Raw genomic sequence first — 17,254 nt, 5'->3', positions numbered from 1 at the left:
GCTGCGCGAACGGTCAGTCGACCAGCTCCTCGGCGACCAGCGCCGCGTCCATCAGCTGCGGGTCGATCGCCAGATCGAGCTGGCCCCGGACGAACTCCGGGACGGTTCGTTCGCCGTAGGCGACGGTGCGGATGTCGTCGTTGAGGTCGCAGACGATCGGGATCGTCGTCGCCTGGTCGACGTCGGTGAGGACGTACAGGTCCGCCTCGAGGGCGCCCGCCTCCTCGAGGGTCGGCCGCGAGAGCACGCCCCCGACCCGGGCGACGTCGACGCCCTCCGCCTCGAGGGCGTCGCCGATGCCGTCCTCGTCGGGGCCGGCGACGATTGCCGTCGTGCTCATTCGTACTCGATGGTCGCGGGCGGTTTGTGGGTGACGTCGTAGACGACCCGCGCGACGGTGTCGTTCTCGCCGGTGATCCGGGACTGGATGCGCTGGAGGGTCTCCCAGTCGATCTCCTGGGCGCGGGCGGTCATCCCGTCGCGCGATTCGACCGACCGAACCGAGACGACCCAGCCGTGGACCCGGTTGTCGCCTTTCACGCCCGTCGCCTTGCCGATGACAGCAGCGAGGGCCTGCCAGGGCTCGTACTCCTCGAGTTCCTCCTCGACGACGTGGCAGGCGTGGCGGGCGACCTCGAGTTTCTCCTCGGTGACCTCGCCGATAACGCGGACCGCGAGGCCGGGACCGGGGAACGGCATCCGTTCGGCGACGACCTCCTCGAGGCCGAGGTGGCGCGCGACGTCGCGGACCTCGTCCTTGTAGAGGTCGCGAACGGGTTCGACGATGCCCTCGAAGTCGACCACGTCGGGAAGGCCGCCGACGTTGTGGTGGGACTTGATCCCGCCCTCGCTCTCGATGCGGTCGGGGTAGATCGTCCCCTGGACGAGGTAGTCCGCGTCGGCGTCGGTGGCCTCGCGTTCGAACTCGCGGATGAACTGCTCGCCGATGACCGCGCGTTTCTCCTCGGGGTCGGTGACGCCGGAGAGGGCCTCGAGGAACCGGTCTTTCGCGTCGACGATCCGCAGCGACTCCATGTAGTCGAACGTCTCGCGGATCTGGCTGGTCTCGCCTTTCCGCATCAGCCCGGTGTCGACGTAGACGGGCGTCAGTCGGTCGCCGATGGCCTCGTAGGCCAGCGCGGCCGCGACGGAGGAGTCGACGCCGCCCGAGAGGGCGATGACCGCGTTCGCGTCGCCGACTTCGTTCTCGATCTCTTCGACTGCCTCGGGGACGAACGTGTGCGTATCGACCATCAGTGGGTTGCCTCGGTTTCGCTTGTGGTGCGATCGACCGCGGCCTCGAGCAGGCCCACGAACGGCGGGCTCGGCTGGCCGGGTCGAGACGTGTACTCGGGGTGGAACTGCGTGCCCAGGAAGTAGGGGTGGTCCTCGAGCTCGAGGATTTCCATGCGGTTGCCCGCGGTTCCGGAGAACTGCAGGGGCTCGCCCTCGAACCGATCGAAGTACTCGGGGTTGACCTCGTAGCGGTGGCGGTGCCGTTCCGAACAGGAAGTGTCGCCGTACAGCTCGTAGGCCAGCGTCTCGGGCTCGATCACCGTCGTGTGCTCGCCCAGCCGCATCGTCCCGCCCATGTCCTCGACCTCGTACTGCTCGGGCAGGATGTCGATGACGGGATGGGGCGTCTCCGCGTTCATCTCCGCGGAGTGGGCGTCCTCGAGTCCGAGGACGTTCCGGGCGTACTCGACGACGGCCATCTGGAAGCCCAGACAGAGCCCGAGGAACGGAACGTCGTTCTCTCGGGCGTACCGGACCGCCTCGATCTTGCCCTCGGAGCCGCGCATCCCGAACCCGCCGGGGACGATGATCCCGTCGACGTCGGCGAGCTGGCCGTCGTGGCCGTCGGCGATCTCTCCGGCCGCGACCCAGCGGACGTCGACGTCGGCCCCCAGTTCGAAGCCGGCGTGTTTCAGCGACTCGTGGATCGACATGTAGGCGTCCTCGAGGTCGTACTTGCCGACCAGCGCGACGTCGACCGTCTCCGTTTTCTCGGTCGTGACGATCTCTCGCCACTCGTTGGCGCGCTGGCCCTCCGGCAGCGCCTCGCTCGCGAGCCCGAAGTGCTCGAGGACGTACTGGTCGAGTCCCTCTTCCTCGACCATCAGGGGCACCTGGTAGACGTCCTCGACGTCGGGGTTGGAGAACACCGCGTCGGTCGGGATGTCACAGAACAGCGCGATCTTCTCCTTGGTCTCGGGATCGAGGCGGTCCTCGCAGCGCCCGACGATCACGTCGGGCTGGAGCCCGATCGAGCGAACTTCCTTGACCGAGTGCTGGGTGGGCTTGGTCTTTTGCTCGCCGTTTTTCGAGTACGGGACGAGGGTGACGTGGGTGAAGAGGATGTCCTCCTCGTCCTCTTCGTGGGCGAACTGGCGCAGCGCCTCGAGGTAGGGCATCCCCTCGATGTCGCCGACCGTGCCGCCGACCTCGACGATGCAGACGTCGGTTCCCGCCGCCGCCTCGCGGATGCGCCGTTTGATGTCGTCGGTGATGTGGGGGATGATCTGGACCGTCTTCCCCAGGTAGTCGCCGGCCCGTTCCTTCTCGATGACGTGCTGGTACGTCTTCCCGGTGGTGACGTTGTGGTCGGAGGTCATATCGACGTCGAGGAACCGCTCGTAGTTCCCCAGGTCGAGGTCGACCTCGCCGCCGTCCTCGAGGACGTACACCTCGCCGTGCTGGTAGGGGTTCATCGTCCCGGCGTCGACGTTCAGGTAGGGGTCGACCTTGACCGCCGTGACGTCGAACCCGGCGTTTTTCAGGAGGCGGCCGGTGCTGGCGGCCGTGATCCCCTTCCCGAGCCCAGACATAACCCCGCCGGTGACGAAAATGAACTTGTTCCCCAGCGAGGGATCATAATGAGTGTCCGATTCCGTCGGCATACCGAGTGTCCGCGCGAGCGGTTGAAAACCATTTCGGGACCGGATCGTCCCCGACAGCCGCTGTCAATGTCGCACGTGACAGATTCTCGCTTCGGTACCTCGAGCGGGCGGCCCGGGTGACTCGGGCAACGCACGCGGACGGCTACGGCTCCTCGTCCATCGTCGCTTTCCCCTGCGGGTCGTCCTCCTTGGAGACCTTGCCCTCGGCTTCCTCCTCCGGGTTCAGATCTTGAACCTCGACGATCCTTGACTGTTCGACGTACTCGATCCCCCCGCCCAGTCGCAGCTGGATCGTCCGCCCGGGGAGGTCCGGTTCGTCCTCGTCGGTCGGTTCCTCGGGCACGGAGACGGCCGTCACGCCGTCGATCGAAACGTCGCGGCGCTGGATCGGATCGTCCTCGTACTCGATGGTCTCCCAGGTCTCGAGGTCGAAGTCGTCGATGTCCTCGCCGAAGTACTCCTCGGGCTCCTTGTCGACCGAGTCCTCCGTCTGGGACTCGCCGGTCGTCCGGTTGTCGTCGAACTGGACCTCCTCGTGTTTGTACTGTTTGAGATGAACCAGCATGTCCCGATGCACCACAAACACGCAGTTAACCGTTGTAGTGGAAGGAGCAACCCGTTAATCAGTGGCGCCGCCCCGCCGCCGAACCGACCCGACCGACGGCGGCCGATCCTGCGGCGATCGGTAGCTCGAAGAGGCTCTCGCGGGACTTCCCGGACATGGACTCCCAGCCCGACCTCCGCGTCACGGTCGACGACCGCGAACTGACCGCGACCTGGACCGACGGCGCGCCCGAAACCCGGGCCGCGCTCGAGGACGCCCTCCCCGTCTCCGGCGACGCGAGCCGCTGGGGCGACGAACTGTACATCTCGGCGTCGCTCGAGGCGCCCCTCGAGGACGGCCGGGAGGTCGTTCCCGAGGGGGCGGTCGCCTACTGGCCCGCGGGCGAGAAGCTCTGTCTGTTCTGGGGGCCGACGCCCGCCAGCGATGCGAGGGCTGAGCGGAGCGAAGACCTCGATACGGCGAGCGGTGACGGAAGGAGCCGCGAGTCCGCCGGCGAACCCCGCGCCGCGGCACCCGTCACCGTCGTCGCGCGCGTCGGCGAGACGGCCCCGCTCGCGGGGCTCGAGGGCGGCGCCGAACTGCGCCTCGAGCGGGCCGACGAACCGTGATACCGTCCCGACACGTCACTCACCCATCTTTTTGCTGAACGGTGTCGTAGGATGCGTATGTCCCACGAGTACGGTCGGCCCGTTCCCGACGCCGACCCGCCCGACATCGGGTTTCAGGCCGCCTTCGGCTTCTACCTCGGCCTCGTCGCCGGCGGCCTCGTCGTCCTCGCCGGGCTGGTCGCGGACGCGACGACCGCGGCGCTGCTCGGTACGTTCCCGACGGTCGTCACCGCCGTCACGCTCGGCGGGCACGTCCTCGCGAAGCGCGCCCGCGGCCTGCCCGAACGGATCGGGCGTAGCCGGCGGCTGCGCCTCGTCTGTTACCTGCCGGCGGCCGGGTTCGCCGCCGCGGCCCTTGCGCCGAGCGCGGGGCTTCTCGAGCCGACGGCTCGGTACCTCGCCGCGACGGTCGCGCTCGGGGCGGTCCTCGCGGTTACGGCCGTCGGCCTCGAGCGACTCTGTCGGAACCGGTTCGTCGAGGCGGTCACGACCGACGAGCCGACCGCGACCTGGAGCTACCGGCCCGCGGGCGCGCTCGTCCGGAACGGGGTCTGGATCGGTTCCGTCGCCCTCGTCGCCGTCGGCGGACTGTGGACGCTCGGCCTCGGCGACCCGATCGGGTTGCTCTGGGTCGCCTACGGCGCCGTCATGCTCGCCTCGAACTGGCTCGAGTTCGATCCGGACGACGGCTGGATCTCGCGAACGTCGCCCGACCTGAACCGGGAGCGGGGCGAACTGCGCGTCCACGACCGCGGCGTCCGCTACGACCGGGGGCGATCGAGCAAGCTCGTCCCCTGGGAGAAAATCTCGGATATTCGACTCACCGACGACGAACTCGTCCTCGAGCGACGGTTCCGGAACCTCCGTTGCGATTGCTCGGCGATCGACGATCCCGAGGCGGTGTACGAGGCGCTCGAGGAGACGAACTCGCGCGCAAAACCGCGGGGCTGAGTCCGAAACGGCGGTCGCTACTTGCCCCAGAACGGATCGCGGCTGCGCTGCTTGTCGAGGTACATGTTCAGCGCCTCGAGCTCGTCGCCGGGAATCTCGCTCGAGAGCTCCTGTTCTAAGATTTTGGCGTGTTTCTCCGGCAGTTCGGTCCAGAGCTCGTCGTCCTCCTCGATCTGGCGGCCGACGGTGGGGCCGTCGATGGCGACCGAGACGCGGTTGCCCGCGCGGGCCTCGTCGACGTCCTCGCCCTGCTCTTGGATGCCCTTGACCTGACCGACCCGCTCGGGTTCGTTGCCCTCGAACTTGACGACGTTCGTGTTGTTCTGGATCGTTCCCGAATTGACCTCGACGCCGACGACGGCGGGGTCGTTCTGCCGGAAGGTGTGATCGGGCAGGATCCGGAACCGTGCGGGACGGACGATGTTCTCGAGGATGGTGTCCTGCTGGGCGCGCTCGAGTTCGTCGACGAACTCCTCGTACTCCTCGATCAGCTGGTAGATGACCTCGTCGGTGAAGACGCGGACGTCCTCGATCTCGGCCCGTTGCTCGGCGTCGCCGAGCACGTCGACGTTGAACCCGAGGATCACCTGCTCTTTCCCCTCTTCGGCCGTCGAGGCGACCGAGACGTCCCGCGGGGCGACGTCGCCGACCTCCGCGCGGACGATCGGTACCTCGGCCTCCTCTAAGGCGTCGGCCATCGCCTCGAGGCTGCCGAGGGTGTCGGCCTTGACGACGACGCCGGTCTCCTCGGTGTCGACGGCGATGCTCGCGAGTTCGTCCTCGACCTCCGCGATCACGTCCGCGCGCTCGCGGTCGCGGACGACCCGAACGGGCGCGCCCGCGATGGCGTCGCCCAGATCGGGCGCGGCGACCTTGATCCCGGTCGCGGCCGACACCTCGTCGACCTTCTCGAACCGGCTCTCGGTGCGGATCTCCTCGAGCGGGCGTGGTTGCAAGAGCGCGCGCACGTCGGTGACGATCGGCTCGTTCGTGCCGCCGACGACGATCGTGTCGTCGGCCCGCAGCGTCCCGTCGTAGAGGACGAGGTCGACGGTCTTGCCGAAGCCCTTCTCCTCTTTGACCTCGAGGACGGTCCCGACGCCGGGACCCGCGACGTCGATCTCCATCTCCTCTTTCATGTAGCGCTGGGAGAGGCCCATCATCACGGCCAGCAGGTCGGGCACCCCTTCGCCGGTCATCGCCGAGACGGGGACGACGCCGACGTTGCGCTGGAAGTTCTGGACCCGCCAGTACAGGTCCGCGGAGAAGCCCTCGTCCGAGAGGTTACCGATGATCTCGTAGAGGCTCTCGTCGAGGCGCTCGCGCACGCGGTCGGACTGGGCCTCGTAGGTCGCGTTGATCGGCGAGTCCTCGTTGGCGTTCCAGCCCGGGACGGTGTCGATCTTGTTCGCGGCGACGATAAACGGCGTCTGGGAGCGCTGGAGGATGTCCAGCGCCTCCAGCGTCTGGGGCTGGAAGCCGTCGTTGACGTCGACGACGAGGATCGCGATGTCCGCGAGCGCGCCACCCCTCGAGCGAAGCGTGGTAAAGGAGTGGTGGCCCGGGGTGTCGATGAACAACAGCCCGGGCAGGTCGAAGTCGTCGGGATCGACGAGTTCGCCCGCGATCGAGGAGATGACGTCCAGCGGCACCGCGGTGGCGCCGATGTGCTGGGTAATCGCGCCCGCTTCGCCCTCGATGACCGCGGAGCCGCGGATCTTGTCGAGGAGGCTGGTCTTGCCGTGATCGACGTGTCCGAGGACGGCGACGATCGGCGTTCGCAGAGATGTGGGGTCGTGTGTATCCGAATCAGACATGGTGACCACCCGAGAAGGTCTCGGGTAAACCGTCCGTAGGACGGTAGTTAAACCCATCGTCACGGTGATCGTCGTCGGCCCGACGACTCCCCGGGGACGATCACGGGAAGTCGCGCTCGAGCGCTCCCGGTCGGCCCGTGGAGTTTAATAGCAACTAGTAAGTACGGGGTAGCATGAGCGAAGTACTCGCGGAGAACCTCTCGGGGAAGTCCGTCATGGGTTCTGACGGAACGGAACTGGGAATGCTCTACAACATCACGACAGAGATCAAATCGGGGGCCCTCCACGACCTCGTCATCGAGCCCAACGAGGAGCTCTCGAACCAGACCGTCGACCTCGACACCGACGACGACGGCCGGTTTCGCGTGCCCATCAACCGCGTCCGCGCCGTGAAAGACTACATCGTCGTTCAGCGCTAACGGTATGCACGTTCTCGACTCCTCGGCTTTTATCCACGACTACCACACGACCGAACAGATCGCGACGATCCCGCTCGTCCGCGAGGAACTCGAAGACGAGAGCGCCTACCGCTACGACGCGATGGAGGGGTCGGGGATGCACGTCCACATCCCCGACGGCGACACGACCGAGAAGGTCCGTCGCGCGGCGAGCGAATCGGGCGATCTCGACGTGCTCTCGGACACCGACGTTCGGCTCGTCGCCGCGAGCTTCGAACTCGACGCTACCCTCGTCACCGACGACTACGCGATGCAAAACGTCGCCGAAAAACTCAACGTCGACGTCGAGGTGATCGCCCGGGAGGGGATCGACGAACAGCGAAGCTGGCTGTTCCAGTGCCAGGGCTGCGGTCGCGAGTTCGACGAACAGAAGGAGCGGTGTCCGATCTGCGGCTCGGAGCTGGCGCGCAAGAATCCGACCTAGAGGACCAGAACGAGCATCTGGATCGCGTTGTACGCGCCGTGGACCAGCGCCGGCACGACCAGGTTGTCGGTCCGCTCGTAGAGAAAGCCAAGCACCAGCGAGAGCCCGAACAGCACCACCAGCGTCGCGAGCACCTCTCCGGCCGTGCTGTTTACCCCGTACGCCGAGACGTGAACCGACGAGAAGACGACGCTCGTCACGACGACGGCGCCGTACCGCGAGAACGTCTCGTACAGCGACTTCTGGACGACGTTTCGGTACAACAGCTCCTCGAACGGCCCGACGATCAGCAACATCCCGGGGACGATCACGGCGATCAACTCGGGGTTCTGTTCGACCTGCTGGGTCGTCCCGTGTTCGGCCGTCTCAACACCGATGGCCGTCATCGCGAGCGAGATCCCGACCAGCGCGCCGAACAGCAGCGCCAGTCCCCCGACCGTCCAGAGCACCGCCCGCAGGTCGGGGACCTCGAGATCGACGAAGGTGCGGTCGTACCCCCGCATCGCCATGTAGATCGCCGCGACCGAACCGAGGCCGAGCGACGTCGAGAGGAACTGGAGGAGCTGGCCCTCGAGGTCGCCAGTTCCGAGCAACGGAGTGAAGACGATGCTGACCACCGCCATCCCGACGAGGCCGGCGAAACCGAGGACGACCATCGTCGAGAACCGAAGCGTGCGTTCGACCAGCCCGGCCGTCGAGACGCCGGCGTAGTCGGCGGCCGCGATCCCGATCGAGGCGCCCGCGGCCACGAACGCTAGAAAGATCGACGACACCGTCCACTCGAGTCCGGGGACGGTCGTCGGGGCGGTCGTTCCCTGGTTGAGGGCGTAACCGGTCAGCAACACGACCAGGAGGCTCGCGCCCGCGGCGGCCAGCGCGCCGGGCGTTCGCTCGAGCGCGCCGTGGCGACGCGCCAGAAATCCGACGACGGCCACGACCGCGAACGCCGCGGCCACCTGGATGAACGGATCGTCGACGCCGCTCCGAACCGGAACGAGGACGGCGGCCATCGTAACGGCGGCGAAGACGGCGCCGAGCGACGGGATCGCCGAGTCGGTGCCCGCCCTCTCGTCGGGCCGTGCTGTCTCGCTCATACCGGAGTGTTCGAGCGCGCGCCCATATGGGCTCCGCAATCGGTCGGTGCGGTTCGGCGCCTCGGCCGCGTTCGGGCGGCTACCGCTCGACCCGCAGCTCGGACTTCTCGGCGACGGCGTCGGCTTCCTCGAACTCGCCGCCCCCGAGCAGTCCGCGGGTCGCCTTTTTGGCCCACTCCACGGCGGGCTGTTCGAACGTGTTCACGCCGTAGAGTTCGCCCGCGAGCACGCAGGCGGCCTCCATCCCGTACAGCAACCCGCCGAGTTCGTACTCGTCGACGCGCTCGAGCTCGAGCCGGACGTTCGGTCGCCCCGCCGCGGCGAGGCTGGCCTCGGTCGCCTCGAACTCCGCGTCGAGCAACTCGCCGAGCGTCGCGTCGCCGAGGTAGGCGAGGTCCTCGACGTCGGTCTCGGGAATCGACCGGTCTGTGCCCTCCTCGGACGTGACGAACGTGACGAGCTTGTCCCGCGGGCCCGCGCGGTAGAGCTGGAGCTGGGAGTGTTGATCGGTCGCGCCCAGCGCGCGCAGCGGCGTCTGGCCGAGGTCGTCCTTGCCCAGACTCTCGGCCCACAGCTGGGCGAACCACTCCGAGTAGGTCTCGAGGGACTCGGCGTAGGGAACCATCGCGTTCATCCTCGCGCCGCGGGCGTCGAGGGCGTAACTGGTCGCCCCGTAGGCGTAGGCCGGACAGTCGAACAGCGAGCCCGACAGCGTCTCGGCCTCGGCCGCGGCGCCGGAGAGCAGGGCCTCGAGGTCGTGGCCGCAGACGGCGGCGGCGACCATCCCTACCGCCGACAGGGCGGAGAAGCGACCCGGGACGCCGTCGGGAACCGAAAGCGACGGCAGGTCGTGGCGCTCCGAGAGATCCCGGAGCGGACCGGACTCGCCCGTCGTCACGATCGTTCGCTCGGTCCAGTCGACGCCCGCGTCCTCGAAGGCCTCCCGGACGACGAGGAAGTTCGCCAGCGTCTCCGCGGTCGTTCCCGACCGCGAGACGACGTTGACGGCGGTGTTCTCGAGGGGCAGTCGCTCGAGGTGGTTCGAGACCCACGCGGGGTCGACGTTGTCGAGGGAGATCGCCTCGGTGTCGCTCTCCGCTGCGAGCGCCTCGGTGATCGTCGCCGCGCCCAGGGCGCTCCCGCCGATGCCGACGGTCACGAGGGCCTCGGCGTCGGCCACGGGCTCGACGGTCCGTCGGATCTCGTCGGGGTCGGTTCGGTCGGGGAGGTTCAGCGCCTCGTAGCCGTGTTCCCCGTCGGCCATTCCGGCCTCGATACGCTCGTGTGCGTCGGCGACCTGCTCGTCCAGGCGCTCCAGCGACTCCCGGGAGACGCCCGGGGAAGCGACCGACGCGAGCGCGTTGCCGATGTCGACGTCCATGCTCGAGAGGGCACCCGCCTGCGGTAAAGGCGTTCCGTCATGTGGTAGTGTTCCCGTCAGCGTCGATCACGGGAGCGACCGTCTCGGTCGCCACCCTCGCGGAGACGACGGTCGACGCGGCCGTCGGAGACGCCCTCCCCGCGATCCGAAACCCCGAAACCCGTCAGGCGCCTACCGCGGCCCATGAGCGAAAAGTCGGGCACGTTCGTCGTCACCCACGCCGAGGACGAGTCGGCCGTCGTCCGCGACGTCGAGACCGCACAGGTACACACCCTCTCCTCGAATCCCGGCCTCGAGGTCCACGACGTCCTCGAGGGCACCGTCGCTCCCGAGCCGCCCCTGGAAGTCGCCTGGGAGGTCGTCGACGTCGCCGAGCGGCGGTCGATCGAGGTCGTCGACAGCGACCTCGAGCCGACCACCCGCGAGAAGGAACTCGCGGCCGACGCCGAGGTCGGCGAACTGATCCAGGAGGAACGGGCCGGAACCGGCGAGATCCACGTCTTCAACCTCGAGTCCGACGTCGAGGACGCCGCGCGGGACGTCCTCGAGGACGAGGAGACGGTCGCCCGGGCGGCTCGACTCGAGGCGGTCCGCGTCGAGGTGCGTCGCTCGGCCGACGACGGCGTGCTGAGCGTCCGCTACCTGCCGGACTAGCTCCGTCTGGGTCCGCCCTCGCTCTGGACGCGCCAGCTGCCCCGGATGCCGCAGGCCTCGCGGACGTCGTAGACGATCTCGGTGTCGTCGACGACCCGCGAACCGCCCTCGACGGCCTCGACCCGCAGGGGGACGTCGAGGGAGTTGCCACAGCAGCCGACGCCGACGAACTCCTCCCAGACGTCGCCCTTCCGGGCTGCGTCTCTCGTCTTCCGGAGGAACGCCCGGAACGAGGGTTTCTCGACCTGGAACCGTCCCCACTCCGAGAGATCCGCGGGGTAGGAGACGACGATCCGTTCGGCGAAGGCGTCTCGGGCGGCGTCGGCGGGTTCCTCGACCGTCGCGGACGATCGGGGCGTTTCGGCGGTCATGGCTCGAGCTACGACCTCGAAGGATTTCAGGCCGTCGTCGGTCCGTCTTATTCTCATCGGAGATCGGCACAGAAATTAGGAAGGCTTACACGCCCCGACGGTCAGGTGGGTGGTATATGGGGTATTTCGACGTACCGGAGATCGATTACACCCGGTACAGCGACCGCCAGCTGGCGGCGGTGCCGCTCGCGGTTCTCGGAGTCGCACTGCTCGTGCTCGCCGGATCGTTTCTGCTGTTGGGAACGCCGGTCCAGCTCGGGATGGACTTCGTCGGCGGGACGGAGCTGACCGTCCAGACGGCGACGCCGGAGGAGGAGATCCCCGGCGCGTTCGAGGAGGAGCCCGAATCGATCCAGTCCGTCGCGTCGGCGGAGAACCAGTACATCGTCCAGTTCGTCTCGACCGATCAGGAGGGACTGAGCGAACAGGCCGAAACCAACCTCGAGCCGGCCGGGGGCGGCGAGGTCATCCAGCAGGTGTCCTCGACGTCGGCGAGCTTCGGCGAGCAGACCCAGCGGACCGCCCTGCTGGGACTCGCCGTCGCCTTCCTCGGAATGAGCGCGCTCGCGTTCGCGCTGTTTCGGACGTTCGTTCCCTCGATCGCGATCGTCGTGTCGGCCTTTTCCGACCTCGTGATCCCGCTCGCGTTCATGTCGCTCGTCGGAATCAGGCTCTCGCTCGGTACCGTCGCCGCCCTGTTGATGCTGATCGGGTACTCCGTCGACTCCGACATCCTGTTGAACAACCACGTCCTGCGCCGCGGCGGGGACTTCTACGAGAGCACCCACCGCGCGATGCGGACCGGGATCACGATGACGGTTACGTCGATGACGGCGATGCTCGTGATGGGCGTCGCCGCGTGGATCTTCGGCGTCGAGTTACTGTCGTCGATCGGTATCATCCTCTTCGTCGGACTCACCGCCGACCTGATGAACACGTACCTGCTGAACCTGAGCCTGCTTCGGTGGTACAAGTTCCACGGGGTGGCGCGATGAACCCGATCGCCTTCGTCAAGGAGTACTGGAGGATCCTCCTGCTGGTGGTATTCGTCAGCGCCGCGCTCGTCGCGCTGTTCGTCCCCGGCGGCGTCACTGACGACGACACGGTCGTCGAGGGCGAAAACGAGACGATCGACGCGGGGCCGACCAACCTCGAGTACGGCCTCGGCCTCGACGGCGGCACGCGGATCAGCGCGCCGCCCGTCGGGATGAGCGCCGACATCGATATCGAGTCCGGCCAGGAGCGGGAGGTCGAGACGACGCTTCGGGACGAACTCGGGATCGACGCCGCCGACGCGGTCGTCCGCTACCACGAGGACGACGATCGCTTCACCGCGGAGGTGTTCGCCGAGGAGGTCACCGCCGCGGAGTTCGCCGCCGCCCTCCAGGAAGCCGGCGTCGACGTCGAGGAGGGCGACGTCGACGACGAGGTCACCCAGCAGACCCGCGACGAGATCATCCAGACGATCGAACTGCGGATCAACGAGGCGGGGCTTTCGGGCGGCACCGTCTACCAGGAGGCGACCGTCGGCGACGGCTACTACATCGTCACCGAGGTTCCCGGGATGAGCCCGGGCGAGCTACGGGAACTGCTCACCGAGCGCGGGGACGTACAGATCGTCGCCTACTACCCCGGCGAGAACGGCACCCAGACCAACGAGACGGTCCTCCGGAGCGAGGACTTCGCCAGCGTCGGCTCGGCGTCGTACAACGATCGGCAGGGGTACCACTACGTCCCCGTCACCGTCGACGACAGCGAGGCCAACGACGGGTCCAGCCCCGCGGCCGACTACCAGGCGGCGATGAACGAGTACGGGTTCACCGGAGAGGGCATCGGTCAGTGCAACCCGAACATCCACGACCGCGAGACCGGCGAGTTCGACACCGACCACGACGCCCAGCAGTGGTGTCTGCTCACCGTGGTCGACGACGAGGTCGTCGACGCCCACAGCATGAGCCCCGATCTCGCCGACAGCATGGCCTCCGGCGACTGGGAGAACGACCCGGTCTTCCAGATGATCGTTCCGAGCCAGCAGGACGCCAACACCCTCGCGGTCAACCTCCAGTCGGGCGCGCTGACCGCGCCGCTGGACCTCGAGCAAGAGCAGACGTTCTCGCTCGAGCCCGCGCTCGCCGACCAGTTCAAGACCTACTCGCTGCTGATCGGCGTCCTCTCGGTGCTCACCGTCAGCGGGACGGTCTACCTGCGCTACAGCGACCGCCGCGTCGCCGCGCCGATGATCCTCACGGCGCTGGCGGAGGTGGTTATCCTGCTTGGCTTCGCCGCGGCGATACGGATGCCGCTGGATCTCTCCCACGTCGCCGGCTTCATCGCCGTCGTCGGGACGGGGGTCGACGACCTCATCATCATCGCCGACGAGGTGATGGACGAGGGCGACGTCAGCTCCCGGCGGGTCTTCGAATCGCGGTTCCGCAAGGCGTTCTGGGTCATCGGCGCCGCCGCCGCGACGACGATCATCGCGCTGTCGCCGCTGGCCGTGTTGAGTCTCGGCGATCTGCGCGGGTTCGCCATCATCACGATCCTGGGGGTCCTCGTGGGCGTGCTCATTACCCGCCCCGCCTACGGCGACATCCTCCAGCGCCTGCTCACGGACAGGTAGCGGCCGCCGAACCGCCGTTTTCAGGTCGGAACGACGCTCGAGATCCCGAGACTTTCGAGGACGAGCCACGCCACGAACAGCCCGTACGCCCCGAGCAAGATCCAGGCCTCTAGTCGGGACAGCAGCATTCCCGTCCGCGCGATGGTGAAGAAGACGCTCGTCGCCAGGACGAGAAACGCCATCATCGGTACGATGTGGGCGAACGTGACCGCCAGGGTCCCGGCGACCAACACGCCAACCGGAACGGCCACGAGCAGGTCGAAGATGTTGCTCCCGAGCACGTTCGCGAGGCTGACCGACGGTCGATCCGCTTTCGCTGCGGCGATACTGACGAACACGTCCGGCACGCTCGAGCCGGCCGCGACGACGGTCATCCCCCAGAGGAACGCGGGCGTACCGAACGCGTCGCCGAGCCCGATCGCCGCCCGGACGAGCCCCTCGACGCCGACGACGATGACGACCAGCCCCAGTCCGAACCACAGCCAGGTCCGGAGGCGGTCGACCGACGGGTCCGGCTCGGTCTCGTCCTCCGCGGCGTCTAAGTACTGGGTGAGCGCGTAGAGGCCGTAGAGGACGAGCGGGAACAGCGCGAGGGGACGCGACACCTCCCCCTGGAGGCCGACGCCGTCCACCGGGTTGTAGATCACTGCCAGCGAGAACGTCAGCAGGAGCACGGCGACCGAGAGCATGTAGAACAGCGACTCCTTGTAGACGAGTTCCCGGCTCGTCGAGATCCCGCCGGTCCCGACCAGGACGGCGAGGCCCGGGATCACGAGGAGGTTGAACACGGCCGAGCCGACGATCGCGCCGATGCCGAGTTCGAACTCGCCGTGGAGCAGCGTGGCCAGGAGGACGCTCACCAGCTCGGGCATGCTCGAGCCGACGGCGGCGATGACCGCTCCCTGGACGACCGGCGGAACGCCGTAGCCGACCGCGAGCTGATCCGCCGAGGACTCGACCCACCCGCTTCCCTTCCAGACGACGCCGGTCGCGACCGCCGCGAGCCCGACCAGTGAGACGATATCGAGCACGATGTATCAGCTCGGACGTAGGTCGGGACCGCGCATAAAACGGCGACATGCAGCCGACAGGGGCGATCGGTCAAAACTGCTCGAGTCCCGTCTGCTCGGCGTCGGCCAGCACGTCCTCGCAGGTCGACCACGACGCGCGAGCGAAGGGGGGAAGCTCGCCGCGATCGGCGACGTAGGACTCGAGGAACGTCCGGGTGGTCGGATCGCTCGGGTAGCCGCTGCCGACGGGGCCGTACTCGTCGGCCAGTGCGGCCATCGAAGCGTCGCGTTCGACCTTGGCGACGACGCTGGCCGCGCCGACGATCGGGTCCGCGTCGTCGGCGCCGTGTGCGGCCGCCAACTCGAGGTCGCCCTCGAGGTCGCAGGCGTCGGCGACCCGGCGGGCGAAGCGGTCGGCGTCGGTGTCGCAGGCGTCGCAGAGCCCGGACGGGGCCGTCGGTCCGTCGGCGGCCTCGAGGGCCGCCTCGATCGCCTCGGCGTGAGCCCTGACCGCCAGCGAGTTCATGTCGGTTTCGGGGTCGTCGATCGTCTCGGGCGCGATCTCGCTGACGCCGATGGCGATCCGATCGTCCTCGCGCAGGATCGCGGCCAGCTCCTCGCGGCGCTCCGGAGCGAGTCGCTTCGAGTCCGCGATCCCCTCGGGAAGCGCGTCGGGCTCCGGGACGCGGACGGCCGCGGCGAACATCGATCCCAGCGCGGGCCCCTTTCCGGCCTCGTCGACGCCGAAGGGCATAGCTCGAGGGTCGGACGGAGGCGAAAAAACCGTTGTGGAAGGGATCGCTCGAATTTCGGCCGACCGCCGAGAGCGAGGAGACGGCCACGGGACCCGTGGACGACTGACGAACGGTTCCCCTTAGTCCGGCGTCTCGGACGGCGTTTCCTGCGGCTCGCTCGGTTCGTCCCGGAAGAACGCCTCGAGCTCGAACGGGTCGTCCTCGCCCTCGACGCCGGTGACGTCCAGCGCCGTCACCTCGGCGTCGGTTTCGAGCAGCCCGGCCAGGCTCGGCTCGGTGCGGCCCTCGTCGCTGCTGATGAGTTCCTTCACGTAGAGTCCGCCCTCGCCGTGGAGGCGGATCTCGCCGCGGGACGGATCCTCCGGATCGAGGTCGCCGTCGATCTCGTAGACGGTGCGCTCGCGGGTCAGCCCCGCGCGACGGTGGTCGACCCGCTGGGGCGTGTACTGCTCGACGGTGGTTCCCGAGAGTTCCGCGAGCGCGGCCTCGAGGTCGGCCTCGCCGACGGGGTCGGCGAACGCGACGTCCGCGCGGTAGCGCTTGCTCGCGTCGTGTTCCTTGACGCGCTCGACCATCTCGTAGGTGGCGAGGCGCAGCCCATCGACCTCCACCGCGCCCTCGGCCGCGTCGTTGATCTCCCGCTCGAGGGCGGCGGGGTCGGGATCGCGGCGCTTCGGGCGCTTGACCTCGAGGACGAACGGCCGACCGTCCTCGAGCATCCGGGCGTCGACGTCCTCGCGGCCCGCGCCGTGGAAGGTGCCCGCCTCGCCGTCCATCGCCGCGACGACGTGGGGGCGAACGACCTGCTCGACGCTGGTGTCGTACATGTACCCCGAGCCGCCGCAGTAGTCGCAGGGCTCCTCGCCGTCCTCGCCCAGCTGGACGCCGCTGCCGCCACACTCTCGGCAGGGCCACTCGGTCTGGGGGATGTCACGTTCGAGCTTGCGGTAGCGCCCGTAGACGAACGCGGGGTTGATCTGGACGTCGACCGCGTGCCCGGTGACGTCCTCGCCGGCGAGGACGTCGAGGGGGTCGAACGCCTCGAGGTCGACGACCGCGAGCACGTCCGGGCGGTCGAAGTCGACCTCGGCGCCCGTTTTCGAGCCGACGCGCCGGCCGACCTCGCGGTTGGTCTCGCGTTTGAGCGACTCGCCGACGTCGGGCTCGAGGCCGGCGTCCTCCCGGAGGAGTCGCTCGTTCTCTTCGACCAGCGGCGGGACCCGGGTACCGACCTGGTAGGTCGCGAAGTCGACCCCCTCGAGCTCGTCGGCGATCGTCTCGGCGATCGCGTCGAAGGTCCCGCAGTACCCCTCGCAGACCCAGCAGGCCTCCGGTTCGGGCGGCTCGAAGTCGTCGTCGTCTTCGATCGCGATCGCGGTTCGCAGCGCCCGGCCGCGCTCGGCGTTGGTGAGTCCGAAGCTCCGTTCGGCGAACGGCCGGCCGAGACAGGAGTCACACACCGCCCCCGTCGAGAGCAGCTCGCGGGCGTCTTCCGTACTCATACCCGAGGAGTCGGGCGGCCGCGGGTAACACGCTTTCCCTTCGACCGGGTCGGCGCGACGGTCGTGGCGGTCGATCCCACGGCGTTCAAATACGTCGGGTCCTACCGGCCGATATGGACCAGCACCGACCGAGCCGTCGCGAGG

At 68.3% G+C, this 17,254-nt stretch carries 18 protein-coding genes; 7 read left to right on the top strand and 11 right to left on the bottom strand.

Going from position 1 to position 17,254, the window contains the following annotated elements; genetic code table 11:
- Positions 1-13: 13 nt before the first annotated feature.
- The 4 genes from C492_RS19650 to C492_RS19635 form a co-directional block, all read right to left on the bottom strand.
- Entirely contained in the window at positions 14-340 is a 327-nt protein-coding gene (locus tag C492_RS19650) for a DUF7126 family protein (RefSeq protein ID WP_008426877.1), read from the bottom strand.
- Positions 337-1,254, bottom strand: coding sequence for a glutamine-hydrolyzing GMP synthase (gene guaA, locus C492_RS19645; RefSeq protein ID WP_008426874.1), 918 nt, complete (start codon positions 1,252-1,254; stop codon positions 337-339). Before guaA ends, C492_RS19650 begins: the two co-directional genes overlap by 4 nt.
- Positions 1,254-2,900, bottom strand: a complete 1,647-nt coding sequence (locus tag C492_RS19640; RefSeq protein ID WP_049893206.1) for a CTP synthase — start codon at positions 2,898-2,900, stop codon at positions 1,254-1,256. Before C492_RS19640 ends, guaA begins: the two co-directional genes overlap by 1 nt.
- A 142-nt stretch (positions 2,901-3,042) precedes the next feature.
- Positions 3,043-3,465, bottom strand: a complete 423-nt coding sequence (locus tag C492_RS19635) for a hypothetical protein (RefSeq protein WP_008426871.1) — start codon at positions 3,463-3,465, stop codon at positions 3,043-3,045.
- 155 nt (positions 3,466-3,620) lie between these two features.
- Here C492_RS19635 and C492_RS19630 point away from each other — a divergent pair, with 155 nt between their 5' ends.
- Positions 3,621-4,073 (top strand): cyclophilin-like family protein, encoded by a 453-nt coding sequence (locus C492_RS19630; RefSeq protein ID WP_008426869.1) that lies wholly within the window; start codon positions 3,621-3,623, stop codon positions 4,071-4,073.
- A gap of 57 nt (positions 4,074-4,130) precedes the next feature.
- Positions 4,131-5,024 (top strand): hypothetical protein, encoded by an 894-nt coding sequence (locus C492_RS19625; protein ID WP_008426867.1) that lies wholly within the window; start codon positions 4,131-4,133, stop codon positions 5,022-5,024.
- Positions 5,025-5,041: 17 nt separating this feature from the next.
- Here C492_RS19625 and infB read toward each other — a convergent pair whose 3' ends face one another.
- Entirely contained in the window at positions 5,042-6,841 is a 1,800-nt protein-coding gene (gene infB, locus C492_RS19620) for a translation initiation factor IF-2 (protein WP_008426865.1), read from the bottom strand.
- Positions 6,842-7,014: 173 nt separating this feature from the next.
- Between infB and C492_RS19615 the strand changes: the two genes are divergently transcribed.
- Both C492_RS19615 and C492_RS19610 read left to right on the top strand, forming a co-directional pair.
- The gene (locus C492_RS19615; protein WP_008426863.1) at positions 7,015-7,260 is read left to right on the top strand and encodes a PRC-barrel domain-containing protein; all 246 of its coding nucleotides are present in this window, start codon (positions 7,015-7,017) and stop codon (positions 7,258-7,260) included.
- A 4-nt stretch (positions 7,261-7,264) separates the two neighbouring features.
- Positions 7,265-7,723 carry an NOB1 family endonuclease gene (locus C492_RS19610; RefSeq protein ID WP_008426861.1) on the top strand — a complete coding sequence of 153 codons (459 nt, stop codon included), beginning with the start codon at positions 7,265-7,267 and terminating at the stop codon, positions 7,721-7,723.
- Here the strand turns inward: C492_RS19610 and C492_RS19605 are convergent.
- Together C492_RS19605 and C492_RS19600 are read right to left on the bottom strand one after the other, a co-directional pair.
- Entirely contained in the window at positions 7,720-8,817 is a 1,098-nt protein-coding gene (locus tag C492_RS19605) for a CPBP family intramembrane glutamic endopeptidase (protein ID WP_008426859.1), read from the bottom strand. The genes C492_RS19610 and C492_RS19605 overlap by 4 nt on opposite strands.
- A 79-nt stretch (positions 8,818-8,896) precedes the next feature.
- On the bottom strand, positions 8,897-10,198 hold the full coding sequence (locus tag C492_RS19600) for a hypothetical protein (protein WP_008426857.1): 1,302 nt from the start codon (positions 10,196-10,198) through the stop codon (positions 8,897-8,899).
- 183 nt (positions 10,199-10,381) lie between these two features.
- On the opposite strand from C492_RS19600, the gene C492_RS19595 reads away from it, so the two are divergent.
- A complete protein-coding gene (locus C492_RS19595; protein ID WP_008426854.1) occupies positions 10,382-10,852 on the top strand; it encodes a DUF5812 family protein in 471 nt (156 codons plus the stop codon).
- Here C492_RS19595 and C492_RS19590 read toward each other — a convergent pair.
- The gene (locus C492_RS19590; RefSeq protein WP_008426852.1) at positions 10,849-11,223 is read right to left on the bottom strand and encodes a hypothetical protein; all 375 of its coding nucleotides are present in this window, start codon (positions 11,221-11,223) and stop codon (positions 10,849-10,851) included. The two genes, C492_RS19595 and C492_RS19590, sit on opposite strands and share 4 nt — an antisense overlap.
- Before the next feature lie 116 nt (positions 11,224-11,339).
- Between C492_RS19590 and secF the strand changes: the two genes are divergently transcribed.
- Both secF and C492_RS19580 read left to right on the top strand, forming a co-directional pair.
- Entirely contained in the window at positions 11,340-12,218 is an 879-nt protein-coding gene (gene secF, locus C492_RS19585) for a protein translocase subunit SecF (RefSeq protein ID WP_008426850.1), read from the top strand.
- Positions 12,215-13,843: a preprotein translocase subunit SecD gene (locus C492_RS19580; protein WP_008426849.1), complete on the top strand. Its 1,629-nt coding sequence runs from the start codon at positions 12,215-12,217 to the stop codon at positions 13,841-13,843. The genes secF and C492_RS19580 overlap by 4 nt, the downstream gene beginning before the upstream one ends.
- Before the next feature lie 20 nt (positions 13,844-13,863).
- On the opposite strand, the gene C492_RS19575 is transcribed toward C492_RS19580, so the two are convergent.
- The 3 genes from C492_RS19575 to C492_RS19565 form a co-directional block, all read right to left on the bottom strand.
- Positions 13,864-14,874: a sodium:calcium antiporter gene (locus C492_RS19575; RefSeq protein WP_008426847.1), complete on the bottom strand. Its 1,011-nt coding sequence runs from the start codon at positions 14,872-14,874 to the stop codon at positions 13,864-13,866.
- Positions 14,875-14,944: 70 nt separating this feature from the next.
- Positions 14,945-15,607: a ribonuclease HII gene (gene rnhB / locus C492_RS19570; RefSeq protein WP_008426845.1), complete on the bottom strand. Its 663-nt coding sequence runs from the start codon at positions 15,605-15,607 to the stop codon at positions 14,945-14,947.
- Positions 15,608-15,727: 120 nt separating this feature from the next.
- Positions 15,728-17,110 carry a tRNA pseudouridine(54/55) synthase Pus10 gene (locus C492_RS19565; RefSeq protein WP_008426843.1) on the bottom strand — a complete coding sequence of 461 codons (1,383 nt, stop codon included), beginning with the start codon at positions 17,108-17,110 and terminating at the stop codon, positions 15,728-15,730.
- Between the last annotated feature and the right edge of the window lie 144 nt (positions 17,111-17,254).

The sequence above is a fragment of the Natronococcus jeotgali DSM 18795 genome (genome assembly GCF_000337695.1).
Classification (GTDB): Archaea; Halobacteriota; Halobacteria; order Halobacteriales; family Natrialbaceae; genus Natronococcus; species Natronococcus jeotgali.
The sequence above is the reverse complement of the archived record's forward strand: the minus strand, read 5'-3'. Positions and strand labels throughout refer to the sequence as shown.